21 protein-coding genes and 1 pseudogene are annotated in these 19,043 nt (G+C 33.0%); 5 read left to right on the plus strand and 17 right to left on the minus strand.

Annotation, left to right across the window (positions count from 1 at the left end; all coding sequences use genetic code 11):
* Window positions 1-290: pseudogene (locus CWS01_RS08030) on the minus strand (CAP domain-containing protein); the annotation flags it as partial.
* 534 nt (window positions 291-824) lie between these two features.
* On the opposite strand from CWS01_RS08030, the gene CWS01_RS08035 reads away from it, so the two are divergent.
* Complete coding sequence (locus tag CWS01_RS08035) at window positions 825-1,067, plus strand: DNA alkylation repair protein (protein WP_101176677.1); 243 nt, start codon at window positions 825-827, stop codon at window positions 1,065-1,067.
* Window positions 1,068-1,145: 78 nt separating this feature from the next.
* Here the strand turns inward: CWS01_RS08035 and CWS01_RS08040 are convergent, their stop codons facing one another.
* The 5 genes from CWS01_RS08040 to deoD all read right to left on the minus strand — a co-directional run bounded on the left by CWS01_RS08040 (window position 1,146) and on the right by deoD (window position 6,485).
* Window positions 1,146-1,982 carry a hypothetical protein gene (locus CWS01_RS08040; RefSeq protein ID WP_101176678.1) on the minus strand — a complete coding sequence of 279 codons (837 nt, stop codon included), beginning with the start codon at window positions 1,980-1,982 and terminating at the stop codon, window positions 1,146-1,148.
* Between the two features lie 97 nt (window positions 1,983-2,079).
* A complete protein-coding gene (locus tag CWS01_RS08045) occupies window positions 2,080-2,991 on the minus strand; it encodes a CobW family GTP-binding protein (RefSeq protein WP_235852005.1) in 912 nt (303 codons plus the stop codon).
* A gap of 63 nt (window positions 2,992-3,054) precedes the next feature.
* Window positions 3,055-4,533 carry a lmo1851 family serine protease gene (locus tag CWS01_RS08050; protein ID WP_456238033.1) on the minus strand — a complete coding sequence of 493 codons (1,479 nt, stop codon included), beginning with the start codon at window positions 4,531-4,533 and terminating at the stop codon, window positions 3,055-3,057.
* Between the two features lie 303 nt (window positions 4,534-4,836).
* Window positions 4,837-5,691 carry a M15 family metallopeptidase gene (locus tag CWS01_RS08055; protein WP_101176680.1) on the minus strand — a complete coding sequence of 285 codons (855 nt, stop codon included), beginning with the start codon at window positions 5,689-5,691 and terminating at the stop codon, window positions 4,837-4,839.
* A gap of 92 nt (window positions 5,692-5,783) precedes the next feature.
* The gene (gene deoD / locus CWS01_RS08060; RefSeq protein WP_101176681.1) at window positions 5,784-6,485 is read right to left on the minus strand and encodes a purine-nucleoside phosphorylase; all 702 of its coding nucleotides are present in this window, start codon (window positions 6,483-6,485) and stop codon (window positions 5,784-5,786) included.
* Window positions 6,486-6,725: 240 nt separating this feature from the next.
* On the opposite strand from deoD, the gene CWS01_RS23150 reads away from it, so the two are divergent.
* Complete coding sequence (locus tag CWS01_RS23150) at window positions 6,726-6,851, plus strand: hypothetical protein (RefSeq protein ID WP_268877060.1); 126 nt, start codon at window positions 6,726-6,728, stop codon at window positions 6,849-6,851.
* Window positions 6,852-6,939: 88 nt separating this feature from the next.
* Here CWS01_RS23150 and CWS01_RS08065 read toward each other — a convergent pair whose 3' ends face one another.
* The 3 genes from CWS01_RS08065 to CWS01_RS08075 form a co-directional block, all read right to left on the minus strand.
* Complete coding sequence (locus tag CWS01_RS08065; RefSeq protein ID WP_101176682.1) at window positions 6,940-7,707, minus strand: sporulation protein; 768 nt, start codon at window positions 7,705-7,707, stop codon at window positions 6,940-6,942.
* 23 nt (window positions 7,708-7,730) lie between these two features.
* The gene (locus CWS01_RS08070) at window positions 7,731-8,462 is read right to left on the minus strand and encodes a serine/threonine protein kinase (RefSeq protein ID WP_157827600.1); all 732 of its coding nucleotides are present in this window, start codon (window positions 8,460-8,462) and stop codon (window positions 7,731-7,733) included.
* Between the two features lie 412 nt (window positions 8,463-8,874).
* A complete protein-coding gene (locus tag CWS01_RS08075) occupies window positions 8,875-9,045 on the minus strand; it encodes a YozD family protein (protein ID WP_101176684.1) in 171 nt (56 codons plus the stop codon).
* 163 nt (window positions 9,046-9,208) lie between these two features.
* Between CWS01_RS08075 and CWS01_RS22300 the strand changes: the two genes are divergently transcribed.
* The gene (locus CWS01_RS22300) at window positions 9,209-9,367 is read left to right on the plus strand and encodes a hypothetical protein (RefSeq protein WP_157827601.1); all 159 of its coding nucleotides are present in this window, start codon (window positions 9,209-9,211) and stop codon (window positions 9,365-9,367) included.
* A gap of 54 nt (window positions 9,368-9,421) precedes the next feature.
* Here the strand turns inward: CWS01_RS22300 and CWS01_RS08080 are convergent, their stop codons facing one another.
* From CWS01_RS08080 to msrA, 4 genes are all read right to left on the minus strand, one after another.
* Window positions 9,422-10,117 (minus strand): hypothetical protein, encoded by a 696-nt coding sequence (locus tag CWS01_RS08080; RefSeq protein WP_101176685.1) that lies wholly within the window; start codon window positions 10,115-10,117, stop codon window positions 9,422-9,424.
* Between the two features lie 640 nt (window positions 10,118-10,757).
* Entirely contained in the window at window positions 10,758-10,988 is a 231-nt protein-coding gene (locus CWS01_RS08085; protein WP_101176686.1) for a YozE family protein, read from the minus strand.
* Window positions 10,989-11,255: 267 nt separating this feature from the next.
* Window positions 11,256-11,687 carry a peptide-methionine (R)-S-oxide reductase MsrB gene (gene msrB, locus CWS01_RS08090; RefSeq protein ID WP_101176687.1) on the minus strand — a complete coding sequence of 144 codons (432 nt, stop codon included), beginning with the start codon at window positions 11,685-11,687 and terminating at the stop codon, window positions 11,256-11,258.
* Window positions 11,677-12,216: a peptide-methionine (S)-S-oxide reductase MsrA gene (gene msrA / locus CWS01_RS08095; RefSeq protein ID WP_101176842.1), complete on the minus strand. Its 540-nt coding sequence runs from the start codon at window positions 12,214-12,216 to the stop codon at window positions 11,677-11,679. The genes msrB and msrA overlap by 11 nt, the downstream gene beginning before the upstream one ends.
* 192 nt (window positions 12,217-12,408) lie before the next feature.
* On the opposite strand from msrA, the gene CWS01_RS08100 reads away from it, so the two are divergent.
* On the plus strand, window positions 12,409-13,173 hold the full coding sequence (locus CWS01_RS08100) for a DUF4397 domain-containing protein (protein WP_157827602.1): 765 nt from the start codon (window positions 12,409-12,411) through the stop codon (window positions 13,171-13,173).
* Window positions 13,174-13,292: 119 nt separating this feature from the next.
* Here the strand turns inward: CWS01_RS08100 and CWS01_RS08105 are convergent, their stop codons facing one another.
* The 4 genes from CWS01_RS08105 to ilvA form a co-directional block, all read right to left on the minus strand.
* Window positions 13,293-13,868, minus strand: coding sequence for a YpmS family protein (locus CWS01_RS08105; RefSeq protein WP_101176843.1), 576 nt, complete (start codon window positions 13,866-13,868; stop codon window positions 13,293-13,295).
* A 73-nt stretch (window positions 13,869-13,941) separates the two neighbouring features.
* Window positions 13,942-14,757, minus strand: coding sequence for an SGNH/GDSL hydrolase family protein (locus CWS01_RS08110; protein WP_101176689.1), 816 nt, complete (start codon window positions 14,755-14,757; stop codon window positions 13,942-13,944).
* A gap of 978 nt (window positions 14,758-15,735) precedes the next feature.
* A complete protein-coding gene (locus CWS01_RS08115) occupies window positions 15,736-16,578 on the minus strand; it encodes a DegV family protein (RefSeq protein ID WP_101176690.1) in 843 nt (280 codons plus the stop codon).
* Window positions 16,579-16,935: 357 nt separating this feature from the next.
* The gene (ilvA, locus tag CWS01_RS08120; RefSeq protein ID WP_101176691.1) at window positions 16,936-18,201 is read right to left on the minus strand and encodes a threonine ammonia-lyase IlvA; all 1,266 of its coding nucleotides are present in this window, start codon (window positions 18,199-18,201) and stop codon (window positions 16,936-16,938) included.
* A 191-nt stretch (window positions 18,202-18,392) separates the two neighbouring features.
* On the opposite strand from ilvA, the gene trhA reads away from it, so the two are divergent.
* Window positions 18,393-19,016, plus strand: coding sequence for a PAQR family membrane homeostasis protein TrhA (gene trhA / locus CWS01_RS08125; protein WP_101176692.1), 624 nt, complete (start codon window positions 18,393-18,395; stop codon window positions 19,014-19,016).
* Window positions 19,017-19,043 lie beyond the last annotated feature (27 nt).

Consider the following 19,043-nt stretch of genomic DNA (forward strand, 5'->3'; position numbering starts at 1 on the left):
TGTGTTGTTGTATTTGTTGTTGTCGGTTTGTTAGTAGCAGTGCTTGGTTTTGTTGCTTGTCCTTTTTGCAACTCAGCCATTAATTTATTAATATCTACTGTACCTGTTGCTTCATATTTTTTTAATAGATTATTTATTTGATCTTGATTTAAATTATATGATTGATAAATAACTTTCGCATTTTGTACTGGTGCTGTATTTGATGCTGCATTTGCTTTGTTCACCATTGGGTTAGACATTAATAATGCTGACGCTGCTGCCACTGATAAAATCATGTTTTTCTTCTTCATATATTAAGATCCTCCTTGGATGCTGAACTTAGTAGTTTAATAGTTTTTTTATTTGTGTGCTCCGTCTTACAAACAAATCATACCACAGGTTTTTTGTCATATTTATGGAAATATCTCTCAAACTGAAGAAATAATAAAAGATTGTAAAAGAAAAAATTAAGGAGAATTTAAGAAAGCTAGATATATCAATAACAAACAGAATCTCTTTTCACAAAATATACCATTTGAAAAATATCCATAAAAGGAAAATTCCTTTAATAAAAACCATAATTTAGACCATATTAACTATTGACAGGTTTTTTATAACAGAAGAAATATGTCTTTTATTACAATCTAATAACATAAAATGCAATAAAATGGACTTCATGACAATTAAAAAAGGAATTTTCAGGATAATTAGACTAATTCTCTTATATATAGATATAAACGGTAATTATCCAGATGAAAAAGGAAAATTTCTATCTATATGGATAAAAACATAGAGAAGGGAAAAAATAAGAAGGAACGAATTTATATAAAGAATGGAGTAATAATATGAATGCACCGTATTGCTGCCCCAATTGCAAAACAAATAGAAGCAGATTTAACCTTATTCAACAAGTAGCCCAGTCCGTTAAGTTAGATCCCCAAACCGGAAATGTTCTAGAAGAGTATTCACAAGAAAATCTGTCTCCGTTCCACATGGCTTATAAAGGGCCTGCATATCGTATCCAATGCGCTGCATGTGGATTAGTGGAAGATGAAAAAACATTTGCTAAGTTTGGCGAAATGAAATAGTAAGTGAAGATAAAAAAAACTGCCTCTTCCATTTAAGCAGCATTTGCAATGGAAGAGGCAGTTTTTTTAGTTTTTCACTTATTTGCTTTTGCTCAAATAATTAGGATATACAACAACTTTCCATGATTCTAGTTCAGAGCTTCTGATTAACATGATTTTTTTTGTTTCCTTAAAAGGCTTCCTATTTTTCAAATAAATTTGCCATTCAACGGAATATTCCTTTATTGTATCGTTATCATAACTATCTATTTCTTTCAAACCCATTAATCGAATGTTTTCTAATGAAGCTAACTCCTTTTTCCATTTAAGCTTTTCTGTTGCCATCTGTTTTAAAATAAATGAATCCTGTTCTTTTAGACCTGCGATAAAAGAAACTACTACTTCTTTTGCATCTAGGTGGTTTAAATAGTCTGGAAGCATACCTGCTGCTTTATAAACCATCAGCATATGAGATTTATCCATTTTATCACTTTTATGTGTGGTGCTTCCAAGAAAATGGACACAAAAATGACCAGGGAAATTATTATTTAATGCTCCAGCACCATGTGGCATGCCATGCATAGAAGCAGCAAGCCATTGATCATTGGCCAGTACAATAATGGCCCTTCTTTTCCAGCTCCATTTTCCATGATAAATTTCTTTTAAAATTTTTGTATCTTCTTTTGTAAGAGGTTGAACATCTGCATGCTGACTACCAGCTCTTCTTTGTACATGAAATATCTTCTTTGATTCTATGTCTAAAATAGTAAACTTGCTGTATCTAGGCACTATTTTATCTGCTTCAATCCATGGAAGCAATTGTATATCATATCCAAAAGAAAAATCTTCCTTATTCTCCTCTTCTGCATAAATAACATCTTGTACTTGGGATATCAATAGAAAACATATTGCCATTAGTAAAGTTTTTTTTAGCATGTTTACCATCCTTCTTTTTATCTAATGAAAGTTTGCCCTTTGCTTGCAAGTTTCATTACTGTAAAAACAAGGTAAATTAAATATATATTCTATCTGACTATAATCGTTCCAATTTTTGTTCGATTTCTTTCCAGTCGATGTTTTCTCCAATAAACACCATATTCAAAGGAAGATTCATCTCTTCTCTCATAAAAATGGGCGTTCCATAAGAATATTGAAAAAGATCTGGGTAAGCTGAATCTTCAAATTGTACATATCCTTTTATTCGATAGATCATCTCAGGCAATGACCGTAAAAAGTCATCAAATTTCTCAAAGGAAATCGTTTTTTGAAATGTATATATATAGGAAGTTAACTGCATGCTTTTAATGGTAGTACGCTCTAGCTCTTTATGAAAATGAGCTTTAATATTTTGTATTTTGCTATAAGGAATTTTGCTGTGATTCGTTAATAATGCAGGAGCAAAAGGATTTATTCCTTGTATCTCCATCGTAATGCGTGCTTTCTTTTCTTCTGTTAATGTATCTTGTTTATTAATGATAAGCAAATTGGCATGGCGCACTTGCTCTAATACTAATTGCTGAATAATAGGACTAAGTTCCCTGCGATTAAGCCATTGTAATCCATCAACTACCGTAATAATGCCTTTAAGTTGTAATTTATGTGCGAGTAGGGGAGAAAGAATCGTATCCATTGTCTCTACAGGATGTGCTGCTCCTGTTGTTTCTAAATAAATAACATCTGGATTTTCTTCTATTAATAATGTTTGCAGCTGCGCCTCCAGCTTATCTTGAATGGTACAGCAAACACATCCGCCTAAAAGTTCCTTTAAAGGAACATCTTTATCCACTTCATTGGAATCAATAGAAATGCTGCCGAATTCATTCATAAGCACTGCCACTTTTCGGCCTGCTTCTTTTTCTTTTATTAATAATTCCTTTAATAAAGTCGTTTTTCCGCTGCCTAAAAATCCAGACAATATGTAGATTTCCGTTTTATTTATATGCATATATTACTCCTTCAATTGCTTAAAGGGCGACATGTAAGCATGTCACCCTTTAAGCAGAATTTTTTACTTTTTCATTTCTTCTTTTAATACTTCAATTGCTTTTTTCATTTGTGTATCATTGTTTTTAATTTTTGTGCTAAGCTTAGACATTAGCTTCGTTGTTGTATCCCCAGTAAGTATTCCAGTTTCTTTTAACTTTTCTTTTTTCTGGAAATCTTTCACTGCTTGTTCTGTACTTTCATCAAAATATCCATTTGCATGATCAACTTTATAGCCTAATGCATTAAGCATTTGCTGTGCCGTTTTTACTTCATCTGAATTGCTGTCTTTTTTTAATTTAGATTCTGGATTAATGATAGTTAGATTTGCATAGCTTGGCAATTGTACCTTATAGGTTGGTTCAATTCCTTTGCCATGAATCCAATTTCCATTTGGAGTCAGCCATTTATCTGTCGTATATTTTATATTGCTTCCATCTGATAAATCGGTAGCACTTTGCACGGTTCCTTTACCAAATGATTTTACGCCAACAAGAGGAACTCCTGCAGACTGATTAACAGCACCTGCTAAAATTTCTGAAGCGCTCGCACTACCTCCATCAATAATCACAACTAATGGCAGATCGGTGCCGCTGCTGTTTTCCGATACAGCTTTTTCAATTTTGCCATTTTTATGTTCGACTTGGAAAACCACTTTGCCATTTGGAACAAAAAGATTGGCGATTTTTTGCACTTCTGTTAAAAGCCCACCAGGATTTTGTCTTAAGTCTAATACAATTCCTTTCATGCCTTTTTCCTGAAATTCATTTAGTTTATCGACAAGTTCTGTGGATGTATTTTCTGAAAAACTGGTTATTTGAATTTCCGCAATTCCATCTTTATTTAATTCTCCATAAACGGTTTCAATTGGAATGTTATCACGAACAATCGAAATCTCCATTGGCTTTTCAACACCGGTTCTTTGAATTTGCAATTCTACTTTCGTTCCTTTTTCCCCGCGAATCAATAATACTGCTTCTGAAGAACTCATTCCTTGCAAGGCTTTTCCATCAACAGAAAGAATTACGTCATTTGGTTTTAGACCTGCTTTTTCAGCTGGAGATCCTTTAATTGGAGACACAATGACAATTTTATTATTATTTTGTTGAATTTCTGCCCCGATTCCCTCAAAAGAAGACGAAATGTTTTCATGAAAACTGCTTGCTTCTTCTTCATTCATATAGTCAGAATATGGATCATCTAATGCTGTGAACATGCCATCAATTGCTCCATTCACCAAATCATTTGTGTCAATGTCTTTATAATAATTTTCCTTTAATGCATCATAAGCTGAAAACAGCTTATCAAATTCACTGCGGTCTGTCCCAACATTTACTGCTTTTTCATCACCAAAAGCTAAAGCAATTGTTGTAATGCCCGCCGCTAATATGACAGTAAAAAAAATCAGCATCACAAAATAGAATTTTTTTATCCGTATATAGCTTGACTCATTATCAGATGAATCCTTTTCTAAAAGTTCATTCCCCTTATTTTCATTCTCCAAATGCTTCACCACTTTCATTAACCAACATCATTTTTTTCTGCACTAACATGCCTTAATGACTAAAATACCAAATAAAATGGAATATTCCTTAAAAAAACAATGAACAAATTATGAACAAATCCAACTAATATCTTGAAAAATTCTTGTTTATTCTATCATCTTACAAAAATTATTCCTTTCAAGTTTATTAGAAATAACAATCAGCAGATTAAAGTTTATATTTGCTTATTATGTATAAAAGCAAAGAAAGGAATGCATCAACATTCACTTTCTTTTTCAAAGAAGATGTTGTTTTATCTATCCTTATATTTTCTTTACAATTTGGAAATATTCTTCAAGGGTCCAATCATTTTCATAAATGTCCTTAGCCGATTTTTCCCCTACATAACGGAAATGCCATGGCTCAAACTTATAGCCTGTAATCTTTTCTTTGCCTTCAGGATAACGCAAAATAAAACCAAAACGATGGGCATTATCCTTTAGCCATTTTCCTTCAGTTGTTTTGTTGAAATCATCACTTAATAAAAAGTCCGAGCTTTCACTAGAAATATCCATGGCAAGACCAGTTTGATGTTCACTATTGCCAGGATATGCGACCGCTTGGATAGCCTTTTCTTCCCCTACTCGCTTCACTTCTGCATCAAACAAAACGGTTTGACGATCGTAGGAACGATATCCTGAAACAGCATATAATATAACGCCATCTGTTTTTGCTTCTGCAAACATTTTTTCTAACGCATCTGCTGCTGCTTGTCTCATATAACTTTTCTCAATATCTTGATCTCCAAAAGAAAAAGTAACAGTAGGTCTAACTAAATCCTCTGGTGCATATCCATCTGGAAGTCCATACTCTTTATTTACTAAGGAAACAGTATTTTTTGGATTCTGAATAATATTGCGTCCATCCACTACTTTTATTTCATTAAAATAATCAGCCTCTAATGTAAGTGGAGATGTTTCCTGTTCGCTGCTGTTTTCTTCATTTTTATTCGATTCAGTATTGCTAGTATTTGTCTCTTTATTTTCTGGTTGCTCTTTTTCTGTCGTTTTCTCCTCATCTGAATGCAAAAACGGTATGTTTTTTTCTAACTCATCCAGACTTTTACACCCAGTTAACAATAAAACGGTCAAAAAAGAGAGAGCTGCTACTTTTTTCATTTTCCCACCTTATTTTTCCCAAAATATTTACGGTTCTTTTCGCATTTTCCCCTTAACTGAATCAGTTTTTCACTGATTTTTTAGAAGCCGAATTATTTAATAGCTGCTTCTAATGCAACTTCAACCATATCGCTGAATGTTGTTTGACGCTCCTCGGCTGTTGTTTCTTCCCCTGTTAGAATATGATCGCTGACAGTTAAAACAGACAATGCTTTTCGATTAAATTTTGCAGCTAATGTGTATAATGCCGCCGATTCCATTTCAATTGCCAAGATCTGATACTTTGCCCATTTTTCAAGCTCTGAATTATCATTATAAAACATATCTGCTGTAAAAACATTCCCTACTTTTAAGGATAATCCTTTTGCTTCTCCTACTTCATACGCTTTTTTCAGCAAATCAAAATTTGCAGTTGGAGCATAATCTACTCCTCCAAATGTTAAACGGTTCATTTGTGAATCTGTTGAAGCGCTCATTGCTAAAATGACGTCACGCACTTTTACATCTTTTTGAATTGCTCCACATGTTCCAACGCGAATAAGATTTTGCACATTATAGCTTGAAATTAATTCATTCACATAAATAGCGAGAGAAGGAACCCCCATGCCTGTGCCTTGAACAGAAATCCTTTTGCCTTTATATGTGCCGGTATATCCAAACATATTTCGCACTTCATTATAACAAACTGCTGATTCCAAAAAGTTTTCTGCAATATATTTTGCTCGCAATGGATCCCCCGGCAAAAGCACAGTTTCTGCAATTTCATCTGTTTTTGCTCCAATATGTACACTCATTTTTATAAACCTCCATTAATTGATACATAAACCAATTCCATAGTGTTAGCTGGACAATTGTTTCTACTATTTTGTCACTATTTGTACTATATCATATTCTATTTTTATGATAAACACATTTAATTTCAGGATAACAAGCAATTCCCTGGTTAAACTAACATTAGTTTTTCTACTATAACAGAAAAACATGCTTATTGATTTTGATTTTCTATAAATTTAAGGAATAAAAAGGAGACTGTTATGGGCAAAAAACATCGAAATAGAATTAATTCTCCCAAAAAAAATAATCATATACCAAAAGAAGCAATAATTGCTGAACAAGAAGCACATGGAAAAGAATTTTCTGCAAAAGAACGAAAAAATTAACAAAAAAATAGACGTGTGATTATTTCTTTCACACGTCTTTAGAGTGCAGACAAAATAAAAAATGCAAACTTTTAAAGATTATAAGCATTTAAGAATATGTTTGCACCATGTTAAACAATTGTTGTTTAATGATATTTTTTTCTTCATCCTTGATCGTAACATTGATAAATCGTTCATCCAAATCAAGTGCTTCTGCAAATAAGCCGCCTAAACCTCTTGCCTTTTTATCGACTTGCACAACCAGTTCTATTAATTTATCATCAACAGTTAAAAAAGACAGCTCTATTTCGTCAAGCTTTCCATAAAATGAACCGGAAACAGGCACATATTCTAGTTCTTGCACAAAAGGAATCCCATTCCTTTTATAGGATGATTCTTTGCACTCTACTTGTTTCATCTGAAAACCTAATTCGGATACAGCGGATAACAGTTTATTCACCAATGCATTAGGCTGTACTTCTACATAATCTTGGTCACTAGGATCAATTGCATTTTTTATATCCAATCCTGTTGAAATCCAAACTTTTGTTTTTCCTAAAGTGAACGGAGTATATATAGAGAGTGGAAATGAAAAGGGAATCGTTTTTTGTTCATTTGCACCAATTTCCAGACTTTCTCCTACTAAAAAGGAATCGATAACGCATGACTCTGTATATGTTCGGTCATTTGATTCCTTTTCATATGTTGCATGTAAACGCAAATAAATATTGTCAATTGTTTGTGCCACATTGCCGCCTTTAATGACTATTTCCCCTTCAACCAAATTCCCATGAGATAAGATATGCTGATGCAAAACCGTATCCACTTTAGCAGAACCAATTCCTATGCTTGCCAATGCTTTTTGAAAAAATGACATGATAAAGTTCCCCCCAATTTTTATTACTTTAACGATAATAATGCTCTCTTTATTTGCTGGCAATTGCGAAAAGGTTCTTCTATTGCCAGCAGCTTTTTTAACAGCGTTTGCGCTTCCCCAGTCAGCTGCAGTTCTTCTTGCCAGCTTTTCTCCTTTTGTTTGTCTCCTGGTTCGTAAGAAGAATAGAATAAAAACAGCAAAATTTGGCCGATGCCAAAAAAGTCATCTGCAAACAAATCTGCTTCTTCTCTTGTACATTTTTTTGCTAATCCAAAATCAATCAGTTTCAATTGATTATTTGCTACGATAAGATTAGGAAGATGTATATCTCGATGTACAATCTGATTTTTATGCAACATATCGACCAATTCTACAAGTTTTAATCCAAATTGAAATACTTGTTTTTCACTCCATTTGCGCTTTTCATCAAATAGCCAAGCTTCCATCGTTTTTCCATTAATAAACTCCATCGTAAAATAAGGAATGCTGCCATCAATAAAACCCCTATCATAAAACTTAGGAAAAGAAGAACTATTTAATGATAGCAATATATCCTGTTCTTGCTGAAATCTTTTTTTCTCTTTTTTTCTTATTCTTTTATGCAATCGAAGTGTTTTTAACACGACTTCCTGTTTTTGCATTTCATCATAAACTAAATACGTATACCCATACCCCCCACGTCCAAGAAAAGATCGGATTATATATCGATTAGAAATAATTTTATTTTCTTTAAATGGTTTTTCTATTATTTTCAAAAAAGTGCTTACTATAATTTTTTCCTCCGATTATTAGCTGCTGTAAAAGCTTGATGAGCCTTTCCTTCGTTTTCCTTTATAATATTTATGCCCCATATTTTGACCACTATTTTTATAAGTGTTTCTCCATCTGTTGCTGCTTGAAGAATAATGTCTTTTATGTTTATTTTTTCCCAAAAAATATTTTAATAGTTTTTTTAGCAAGATAACTCGCCCCCTTTCTTTACATACGTTCTACTACTAAAAAGGTTCCGATTTTTTGTTCATTTCATTAGCTCTCTTTACAGTCTGCACTATCTTATTTTTAAGAACATCTATACGTAAAAAGGCGAGAAAACATCCCTTCCCGCAAACTGTTGATTATACTATCCCAGTTTTGCACAATGGAATTTTCTCGCCCTCGTTTATTCTATTAATCTTCCGTTTCTTCATCAATGATACATTTGTCTAATAAATATTCGAATGTAATGTCAGCCAATTCTTCAATCTCTCCCTCTGTGGGAACGTATCCCCGCTTCAATAGCTCACGAAAGAAAAACTCTGCGATTTCCTCCGTATCTATTATTACATCAATTTCTTTCAAGCATATCGCCCCCTTTAAAAAGAATATATGTGACAATTACAAAAAGATGACTTTCTTTGTACAAATTATCTGATAAAACTGGGATTTTTTCAAGAAAAAAGAGACATGTTTTCCCTATTCGTCTCATATGATTCAATATATTCTTTTTAGGGGGATTTATTTGATGCACACTATCCAGCAATTTATCGATGTTGTCAAAACAGATCTAAATACAGAAAACAGTGAAATACTCTCTCTATTTCATACAATATTAACCTTTCTTTTCTCCGTTATGATGATTTGCGGCATTCCTTTTTTACTTTATTTATTTTTTTTATTATAAAAGGCAATTTCAAGAATGGGACCTGCTTTTGGCTTATTCCCATGAAGGCTCCTTTTAAACAATATTTTTATCATCTGAATTAACAACTATTTTTAGCTTCCGCACTGTAAGTTTCATGACATGCTCATACTCTCGATCATGGAACATCTGAAATAGCACATGATAATCATTATATATATCTAGCAATCCATCAATCAATTCTTTTTTTTCCTTTATTCTTTCTAACAGCTCTTTTTCCGTAGTACGGAAAGAGCTGTTTGTTTTTTTTAAATCTACTGGTTTTTTCTTTGTATCCATCAGATACAGAAGTCCGAGCTTTTGAATAAAAGTATCTGCATTTTCCGCATCCGCTACTAAAGTCAATTCCTCTTCACCAGCCTCTAACCATTCTCCATCACTGACTCTTGAGAGCTCATAAATGATATCTTCCCATGCATCTGATTTATAACGCCATATTTCCGTCCGAAACCCCACAATTTTAAATAAATTGCTGCCATACCCTTTAACTTTTACTAAGTCGCCAATAAAAAACCGATATTCAATATCAATCTTTTCTGATTCCATTAGCTCTCCTTCGTATTCCGATAACATTTGCAGACTCGACTCTAAATATAAGCCTTCACTTTTATTGACTTCATATACATGCATATCATCTAACCATTTCACATTGGTAATTTTCCCAACTGTACCATATATAGTAATAACAACAGTGTCACCTATTTTAAATTTCGGTTTTTTTCGATTGCTCATAGTTGAATGTCCTCTCTAAACTAGATTGTGAGTTTTATCCCGCAAATTGCGGCTTATAAAACCCCCACTCTTTTGTTTAAAGACGTGTTCGTGTTAAGGGTGGGGGGTCATGATACCAAGAGAGTAATTCTCTCAAAAAATTCCATTAGATGTTCTCCTTTATCTTTTATCCTATCGTATATTTTTACTACCATTGTATGCTAAAAAATAATTTTCGCTCATTGTTCTCTTTATGATTACACAGAAATTATTTCCAAGTAGGCTCCTTGAGTTGCTATTCCTTTTATGCTGCTTACAAGACGGGATGAAAAGAAGTTTATTTAATACTATGAACAATTTTCAAACAATATAACGTGTTCATACAAAAGGAAAAATTTCTAAAGGAATTCAGTTTGTACTATTGGCAAATATTTTTCCATCCGTTGAATAACATTATAAAAACTTCCTATCAGTTGGCGCATTAAAAATTTATTCTTCTATACATGCTTTTGTTGGTGGTTTCCTCTCTCTAAAAATCTTTTTGTATAAGAGAATGCTAAAAATTTGCTTGTTTCGGTTAAAACACAATAAAAAAGGGCAGCTAAAAAATTAGCTACACCCTAACATGCCATTTGATTCATCATATTTTCCAGTTATTCTCTTAAATACTCTTTTCTTCTTGAAATAAATACGTTTCCCATGCATGATCAAAAATTCTCATCCCACTTAAATAATGAGCATTAAGCTCTAAATAGTTGCTGATTTCATCATAATCAGAACTGTTTTTAGGAAAGCTATGATCCTCATATGCGTGATTAGCAAAGTCACTAATTTCATCTTTTGGAGCTGGATGACGAAATTTCATCAAAAAATGGTAAAAAGATTTTCCCATAACCTTTCCATCCTTTATCTAAATAATTTTAAACATACTATACCGAAGAATACTAGATTCGTCTAGTACCTGCTCTTGAACAACTTTCCCATCATTGCATCAAAATTGCACTTTTCTTTTATAACTTTATTGCTAATGCAACAAACATCATAATAAAAACCAGTTTAAGACTGCTTGCTGAATGCCGCAAAGTTCTTAAACTGGTTTTTTATAACTTGCATAAAAAATACATATTTTTATTATCTCAACAACTCAAACTTATCTGATTTATTTAGAAAATAACGCTAAGTATTTGCCGTACCCCTTTTCTTCCATTTCAGCTTTTGGAATAAATTTTAATGCAGCAGAATTAATACAGTATCTAAGTCCTGTAGGGTGTGGACCATCATTAAATACATGACCTAAATGAGAATCTGCTTCTTTGCTTCTCACTTCTGTCCGAACCATAAAATGACTAGTATCCTTTTTTTCTGTCACATCTTCTTCTTCAATTGGTTTTGTAAAACTCGGCCAACCACAGCCGGCATCAAACTTATCCAGCGAAGAAAAAAGGGCTTTCCCTGAAACGATATCAACATATATTCCTTCTGAAAATTCATCCCAATATTCATTATGAAATGGTGGCTCTGTCCCATTATTTTGCGTCACTTCATATTGAATCGGTGTTAGTTTTTCTTTTATTTCTTGTTTATTTTTCATTAGTGTCACCCCAATTAGTTTTAATAAAATTTGCTCTTCCACTTCCGACATGATAGGAATTATAATGCAGGGGATTTTTTTTATAATAATCTTGATGATATTCTTCTGCCAGATAAAACGTTTTGGCAGGCAGTATTTTTGTTGCAATTATTTTTGCAAAACGTTTGCTTTCTGTAAGCTCTTGTTTCGATTTTTCGGCAAGCTGTTTTTGCTCTTCATTATGATAGAATATTGCCGTTTGATACGATTGGCCTCGATCATAAAATTGGCCGAAAGCATCAGTCGGATCAATTTGCTGCCAGTAAACTTGCAATAATTTTTCATATGGATAAATTGTTGCATCAAATGTTATCTGAACTGCCTCATAATGGCCTGTTGTCTCTGAACATACTTCTTTATATGTTGGATTTTCCGTATGGCCTCCCGTATAGCCAGACTCTACTTTGATGATGCCAGGCTGCTCGTCAAATGGTTTAACCATACACCAGAAGCAGCCACCTGCAAATGTTGCAACCTCATAATTTTGCATGCAAACACCTCTTTCTTTTCCTTCAATCATTCTGATCACATATATAATCGTATTCCCTATAATACATGCATCTACTCTTACCTTACCTCACTTAACAAAAAAATTGCAAAAACAATGATCGTACGAATAGGCACTAGTTTAGTCAACCGATCATACATTATTAGCATCTATCTATTTACAGGAGTGATCCAAATGAACCCTCATCATGAAGCAAGCCCTATGCAAGAAGCTGGTATGTACGATTTATTAGCAGATTACTATAAATATACCAATCCAAATCTTCATATCTTTTATTATCAAAAACATTTGCAAAGCTTGCAAAAAGCTTTTGAGCAGCCAAATTCGATATTCCCTGATACACAAAGACAAAAAGAGTATGGGAAAATAAGAATGCTGCATGCCTCTCTTGATACACCAGCTGTTGATATTTATATTAATGGAATACGCATATTTAAAGAACTATCCTTTAAAAAAATGAGCAATGACCTTACTCTTCCTGTGGGCAAATATCAAATTGATATATACGAAGCTGATAAAATGGTGGATACGTATTGTAGCCAAAAGGTTATGGTCGAAAGCAACCTTTACCACACCTTTGCATTTATAGGACAAAAAGAAAAATTAAAGATATATTCCTATAATGAGCATCCCCATGTCCCTTATGGAGAAACGAAATTGCGTTTTATTCATCTTGCATCCAAAACAACAGATACACTGAAAATTGCCGTACAAAACGGAGATGTCATTTTCCCAAAACTAGAAGCAAAAACCGCTTCTTCCTATCTCGCGTTATCTCCAATGACTGTTTATTTAGAGGCTCGAAAAATAGGAACAAATGAACTTTTGTCCGTTTTTCAGCCACTTGTGTTAAAAGAAAATAAAGCTTATTCTGCCATACTGCTGGAGACAAACAGCCCAGAGTACCCTATTGAGGTTTTATTGTTTGCCGCCAATTAATGGAGGAAATGATTAGAAGTGGGTTATCGGTAGGGCTGAAAATCAAAAGATGGAGCTGACTCGGTTATTTATTAAAACATGAAATCGTTTTTTTCTCTTTTTACAGCCCCATCCATTTTTTATTTTGTCGGCAAGATTAGTTTAAATTGAATTTTATCTTCAAGAAGATTAAATTCTTGCATGTTAACACTAAGACCATTTGCTATTTTCATTTCCGTTAAATACATGTATACTGTTTCCTCATTTGGATTAATTTCCACCCAGCCTGGCAGTTTATATTGCTGCTGAATAAATTTCATCACATAAGAAACAGGAAGTGGAAGCTTTCCAATACTAATGGACTTTTGTCTTAAAAGCAAATTGCCATTTTCTAATGCTTCTGGTTCAAATGTAAGCTTTAAATCGATATCTTGACCAAAAACAGGCAAATAGCCGTATAATTCCACCTCATTTGATAAATTTATTTCATAATGAACAGGCCCATCTAATCCTTCTTTTTGAATATAATAATTGATTATTTTAGTTAAATCTTCTTTATTTGTCGCAACATCCAGTCCAACAGTATTTGTTTCGGAATTGCTTATATGATTTACTTTGCTGCTCGGTAAAAAAATTAAGATAGTTAATCCAATAAAAATGACTATATTAACAGCCAATAGGATTATAAATGCTAATTTCCATTTTTTTTTCTTCACTATCATTCTCCTTCCCCTAAAAAGGAAAAAATATTTCTTTTTTGCTATTTTTTCATCCATACTAAAAACAGATTTAATCCTCAGATACGTTTGCTAAAAAAGCTGGCAAAGCATCTTTTTCCATCTTCTCATATATTTTTTCTGCTATTAATTCATACCCTTTATCATTCGGATGAAAATAGTCTTTATAAAACAAATTTACTTTTGTACTTAGAAATAAATCATCGATTTTCACAAAATAAGTGTTATCAAATAAGGTTAAAATATTTTCCCCAGTGGTATTCCATTCTGTTACTAACTCATTCATCTCATCAATATTAGAAAACCATTTTGTAAAAGGATTATAAACCCCCACTAAAACAATCATTGCATCAGGATTTTCTTTTCGTATAAGTGTTAATATTTGATGAAGATTCGTTTCGTACAATTTCATTTGTTTTGTAAAGTCTTTCAACTGTAAATCAGATAAATTTTCACGAACTACTTTCATAATATCGTTGCCGCCTATTGTTAAAATTACCATATCACTTTTAGAAATTGATTTTTTCACTTTATCTGTTTGTAATTTTTTTAGTAATTGATCTGTTTTATTGCCCCGAACTCCATAATTTTCAAACGTAGCTTTTCCAATTCCTTTTTCACTTTCCAACAAGTCCTTTAAATAAGGAATATATCCACCTCTATTGGTACTGTCGCCAACTCCTTGTGTTAATGAATCTCCCGCAGAAACAATATGCATATCATAGAAACGAAAAGTTTCTGGCAACTTTTCTTTTGCTGATACCGTGGTCTCTTTTATACTGTTATATTGCAATCCAGTAGTTTGAGTACAAGAAGTTAATAAAAAAAGAGCGATGCATATACTAAGAAAGGTAAATGGTTTTTTCATCTTTAACACCTACCTTTTAGTCAATAATTTATTATAACATATGAAATTCAATTTTTTTCTACCATTATCTTTTATCATGTTATGTACTACTATGCATAAAGGACAGTTACAATTTTTTTCATTCCCCCTTTTTTATTTGTGTAAAATATAAGGATAAAGGGAAACTTCAATTATTGTAGATTTTCCATGTCCCTCACTAAGTGTTAGATGAACCAATCAGGCTTTTTTTATTCAGAAAATTTATACTCACCTAGATTTCCCATTTCCTCTTCTCATCTCGAAGTGGTGGTCAAAAGCCGGTCAATGCCGGATACAATAGCTTTCACAAAAAACAGACCTACCAAAATAGGTCTTCAGCGTGTAGAAAGTCAAAAATGCAAACTTTCAGGCTGCCCACAACATGCCCATCCCACAATTAGGCAGACTGATAGTGGAATGGCTTTTTGAAGAATGCTCAGTCATCATTAATTTGCCTGATCCATTTCTTTGCAAATAAAACTACCTGATGCCTGTGTACATCCAATAAGTTTTTAGATCTCCTTCAATAGCAAAAAAGCCAGGAGCTAATCCCCTGGCGCTACTTCATTTTTCACTATTCCATTTGCTTTTGATAGCATAAAGTGAAACTTCATCCCCCACTGGTTGTTAGTTGAACCAATCAGGCTTTTATGGGCATTTATCCCCCACCTAGATTTCTCGTTTTCTCTTACCATCTTGAGTTTGGGGTTTTACTGCCCGTTAATGCGTGATGTGATAAAGTGAGCATACAATATATCGAATTGCTTCTGTACACCAAATACATATTGGCTAAATGCCCACACTATTTAGATTTCTTTTTTAAACTCTTTATCTAGCTGTCCCTTTGTTCCATAATATAAATTGCGAATAATATAGGTTTTATACGCTTTAAGCAAAGTATTTCTACTTTGGACACTTTACCACCAATATATGAAGGAAAGAAGGATATATGACAGAAACTTATTCAATATAATAGCTGAATCCAATAGCCCCTTGACCAGTATGTGTACTGATTACTGGTGTTGTAAAATCAATTTCAACTTTGTTAAAGCCAGTTAGATTTTCAACTGCTTCTTTTAATTTCAAAGCAAATTCAAGACTGTCAGCATGTGTAATTCCAACACGTTTAATTGTTTTATTTATGGCATCTTCTTTTAAAGCATTTGCCAAATATTTAATAGCTTGAGCTCTGCTGCGGACATTTGTTATTGGTGTATATACGCCCATTTCTATGCTGGCAATCGGTTTAATATTTAATAAAGAACCGATTAACGCTTTTGCTTTGCCGATTCTTCCTCCTTTTATTAAATTTTCTAATGTATCAACCACAACAAATAATTTAGTGTTTTTTTTGACTTGCGAAATTTTTTCGATAATTTCTTGTTTGGTTTTGCCATGTTGTGCACATATCGCTGCTTCTACAACCTGAAAGGCTAATCCTTTTGAAATAAATTGTGAATCAATAACCGTTACATTTGTATTGGTTAATTCACATGCACTTTGTGCAGAAGCAACCGTTCCACTCATTCCTCCTGTCATATGAATCGAAATAACATCAAACCCGTTTTTCCCTAGTTCCTCATATTTTTCAGCAAAAGTTCCTGCAGCTGGTTGAGAACTTTTAGGCAATTCACTTGTTTGCTTCATCTTATATATAAATTCGTCCGGAGTGATATCCACTCTGTCCAAATATGTTTTGCCATCTATAGAAATAGAAAGAGGCACCACTTCTATTTCGTATTTTTCCAATTCTTCTTGTGATAAATCTACTGTTGAATCGGTTACTATTTTTATTTTTGTCATAATACACTTCCCTAAATAATCTTTTTGCAAAAACCTTTAAGCGCTTTCTCTTTAAACACTTATTATACCGTATGCCAAAGGCTTTGTATAATAATTTCCTAAGAAGCAATCATTATCAATAGACAAATAAGGTTATATCTCATAAACGGTAGAATTCATTTTTCATCAGGGGAAAGCTGACCCTTTATTTCAATTTTTTATTGCTTTGTTTTAACTTTTTCAAAACAACTATTTTTTGGAAATAATTTACGTTTTTTTAAAATTCATCTTCTTCCTCATTGCAAAATTACATATTAAAAAATCTGCGAACAATTCGTCATTGCTCGCAGATTTTTTATTTATTTACCATGGATTGAGTTATACCAATAAGTGGAATAAATTAGAGTCTTTATTTAATTCCTTATATGGAAATCCTTTTTGATTCATTCTTTCAATTAGACCATTATAATCTTCTCGATGTTTGAGTTCTAACCCAACAAGTGCAGGACCATTCTCTTTATTATTCTTTTTTGTATATTCAAACCTTGTTATATCATCTTCTGGTCCCAATACTTCATCTAAAAATTCTCTTAATGCACCTGCTCTTTGAGGGAAATTAACAATAAAATGATATAATAATCCTTCATACAATAAAGATCTTTCTTTAATTTCCTGCATTCTATCAATATCATTATTGCCCCCGCTGATTACAATAGCGACGTTTTTTCCTTTAATTTGCTCCTTATAAAAATCCAAAGCTGCAACCGGCAGAGCTCCAGCAGGTTCTGCCACAATCGCATGTTCATTGTACAAAGATAAAATCGAAGTACATACTTTTCCTTCAGGCACAAGTACAATATCATCCAATAATTCTTGGCATATTTCCAAGTTTTTCTGGCCCACACATTTAACAGCAGCACCATCAACAAACTTGTCAATTTTATTCAATGTCACTAGCTTATTTTGTGCAATGGATTCTTGCATAGATGGAGCACCTAATGGCTCTACTCCAATCATTTTTGTTTGTGGAGATACGCTTTTTATATAGGTGCTTAAACCCGCCATTAAGCCGCCCCCACCAATGCTTGCAAAAACATAATCAATGGGGTCATCACTGTCATTCATAATTTCAACTGCTACAGTGCCTTGACCAGCGATCACATTTTCATCATTAAAAGGATGGATAAAAGCCCTTTCTTCCATCTCCGCACAAGCAACTGCCTCTACATAGGAGTCATCAAATGTATCTCCTGTTAGAATAATCTCAACATTATCTTTGCCGAACATTTTAACTTGGCTTACTTTTTGCTTAGGTGTAGTTGCTGGCATAAAAATTTTCCCATGCACCCCTAAATATTTACAAGCATAAGCAACACCTTGTGCATGGTTTCCAGCACTTGCACAAACTACTCCATTTTTTGTTTTTTCTTTTTCCAGCATTACCATGGAATAAAATGCACCCCGTAATTTAAAAGAACGCACATGTTGCAAGTCTTCTCTTTTTAAATAAATATTACAATCATATTTTTCAGAAAGTCGCTGATTTTTTTGTAAAGGAGTATGGGCTACTATGTCTTTAATTCGCTGGTATGCAATCATAATATCCTCCAATTGCACCCATTTTTTCATAACCTTTTGTTCCATATCCTCATACCTCATTTCTTCCCTATATTAATTTGTACATTATACCATGATACCGCATTAATTCCATCCTATAAATTCAATTTTTAAGATATTTTGAATTTTTTAGTCAAATAGAATGCGTAAAATTTTACAATTATTTGTTTTTAAGAAAATATTGCGGTAGAATTGATGTTTAAGGAGTGAGTAAATTTATGAGTTTTTCCACAAAAGAAGAATTAGCTAATTCAATCACACATGGCATTGGTTTTATTTTAAGCATTCCTGCCCTTGTTTTATTAATTATTTTTGCAGCAAAAGGCGGGGACCCTTGGCGCATTGTCTGTTTTACCATATTTGGATCAACTATGATTATTTTATATTTATGCTCTACCCTTCTCCATAGCGCAAAAAATAAAAAACTAAAAGATTTATTTGAAATTTTCGACCACTCTGCCATTTATTTACTAATAGCTGGCACCTATACCCCCTTTGTACTTCTTTCCATAAAAGGTGCTTTGGGATGGACATTATTTGGCATTGTATGGACACTGGCTATAGGCGGAATTGTTTTTAAATGTTATTTTGTAAAAAAATTTTTGATTATATCAACTGTTCTTTATGTGATAATGGGATGGCTCATTGTGTTAGGAATTGTGCCCCTTTATCATGCAATCGGTACATCTGGATTTATTCTTCTATTTTTAGGAGGCATCCTTTATACAGTTGGCAGCATTTTTTATATTCTGCAAAAAATCCCTTATTTCCATGCGGTTTGGCATATTTTTGTGTTATGCGGAAGCACATTCATGTACCTATGCATATTGTTTTATGTCTAATTAAAAAACAGCCTCTTCTCATAAAAG

It is taken from the genome of Niallia nealsonii (assembly GCF_002835805.1).
Lineage (GTDB): Bacteria > Bacillota > Bacilli > Bacillales > Cytobacillaceae > Niallia > Niallia nealsonii.

Bases quoted from the DNA above. Each gene is read 5' to 3' on its own strand.
- CWS01_RS08035 (WP_101176677.1), top strand. From the start codon at position 825: ATGAATGCACCGTATTGCTGCCCCAATTGCAAAACAAATAGAAGCAGA.
- CWS01_RS08040 (WP_101176678.1), bottom strand. From the start codon at position 1,982: ATGCTAAAAAAAACTTTACTAATGGCAATATGTTTTCTATTGATATCC.
- CWS01_RS08045 (WP_235852005.1), bottom strand. From the start codon at position 2,991: ATGCATATAAATAAAACGGAAATCTACATATTGTCTGGATTTTTAGGC.
- CWS01_RS08055 (WP_101176680.1), bottom strand. From the start codon at position 5,691: ATGAAAAAAGTAGCAGCTCTCTCTTTTTTGACCGTTTTATTGTTAACT.
- deoD (WP_101176681.1), bottom strand. From the start codon at position 6,485: ATGAGTGTACATATTGGAGCAAAAACAGATGAAATTGCAGAAACTGTG.
- CWS01_RS23150 (WP_268877060.1), top strand. From the start codon at position 6,726: ATGGGCAAAAAACATCGAAATAGAATTAATTCTCCCAAAAAAAATAAT.
- CWS01_RS08065 (WP_101176682.1), bottom strand. From the start codon at position 7,707: ATGTCATTTTTTCAAAAAGCATTGGCAAGCATAGGAATTGGTTCTGCT.
- CWS01_RS22300 (WP_157827601.1), top strand. From the start codon at position 9,209: ATGCACACTATCCAGCAATTTATCGATGTTGTCAAAACAGATCTAAAT.
- CWS01_RS08080 (WP_101176685.1), bottom strand. From the start codon at position 10,117: ATGAGCAATCGAAAAAAACCGAAATTTAAAATAGGTGACACTGTTGTT.
- CWS01_RS08085 (WP_101176686.1), bottom strand. From the start codon at position 10,988: ATGGGAAAATCTTTTTACCATTTTTTGATGAAATTTCGTCATCCAGCT.
- msrB (WP_101176687.1), bottom strand. From the start codon at position 11,687: ATGAAAAATAAACAAGAAATAAAAGAAAAACTAACACCGATTCAATAT.
- msrA (WP_101176842.1), bottom strand. From the start codon at position 12,216: ATGCAAAATTATGAGGTTGCAACATTTGCAGGTGGCTGCTTCTGGTGT.
- CWS01_RS08100 (WP_157827602.1), top strand. From the start codon at position 12,409: ATGAACCCTCATCATGAAGCAAGCCCTATGCAAGAAGCTGGTATGTAC.
- CWS01_RS08110 (WP_101176689.1), bottom strand. From the start codon at position 14,757: ATGAAAAAACCATTTACCTTTCTTAGTATATGCATCGCTCTTTTTTTA.
- CWS01_RS08115 (WP_101176690.1), bottom strand. From the start codon at position 16,578: ATGACAAAAATAAAAATAGTAACCGATTCAACAGTAGATTTATCACAA.
- ilvA (WP_101176691.1), bottom strand. From the start codon at position 18,201: ATGGAACAAAAGGTTATGAAAAAATGGGTGCAATTGGAGGATATTATG.
- trhA (WP_101176692.1), top strand. From the start codon at position 18,393: ATGAGTTTTTCCACAAAAGAAGAATTAGCTAATTCAATCACACATGGC.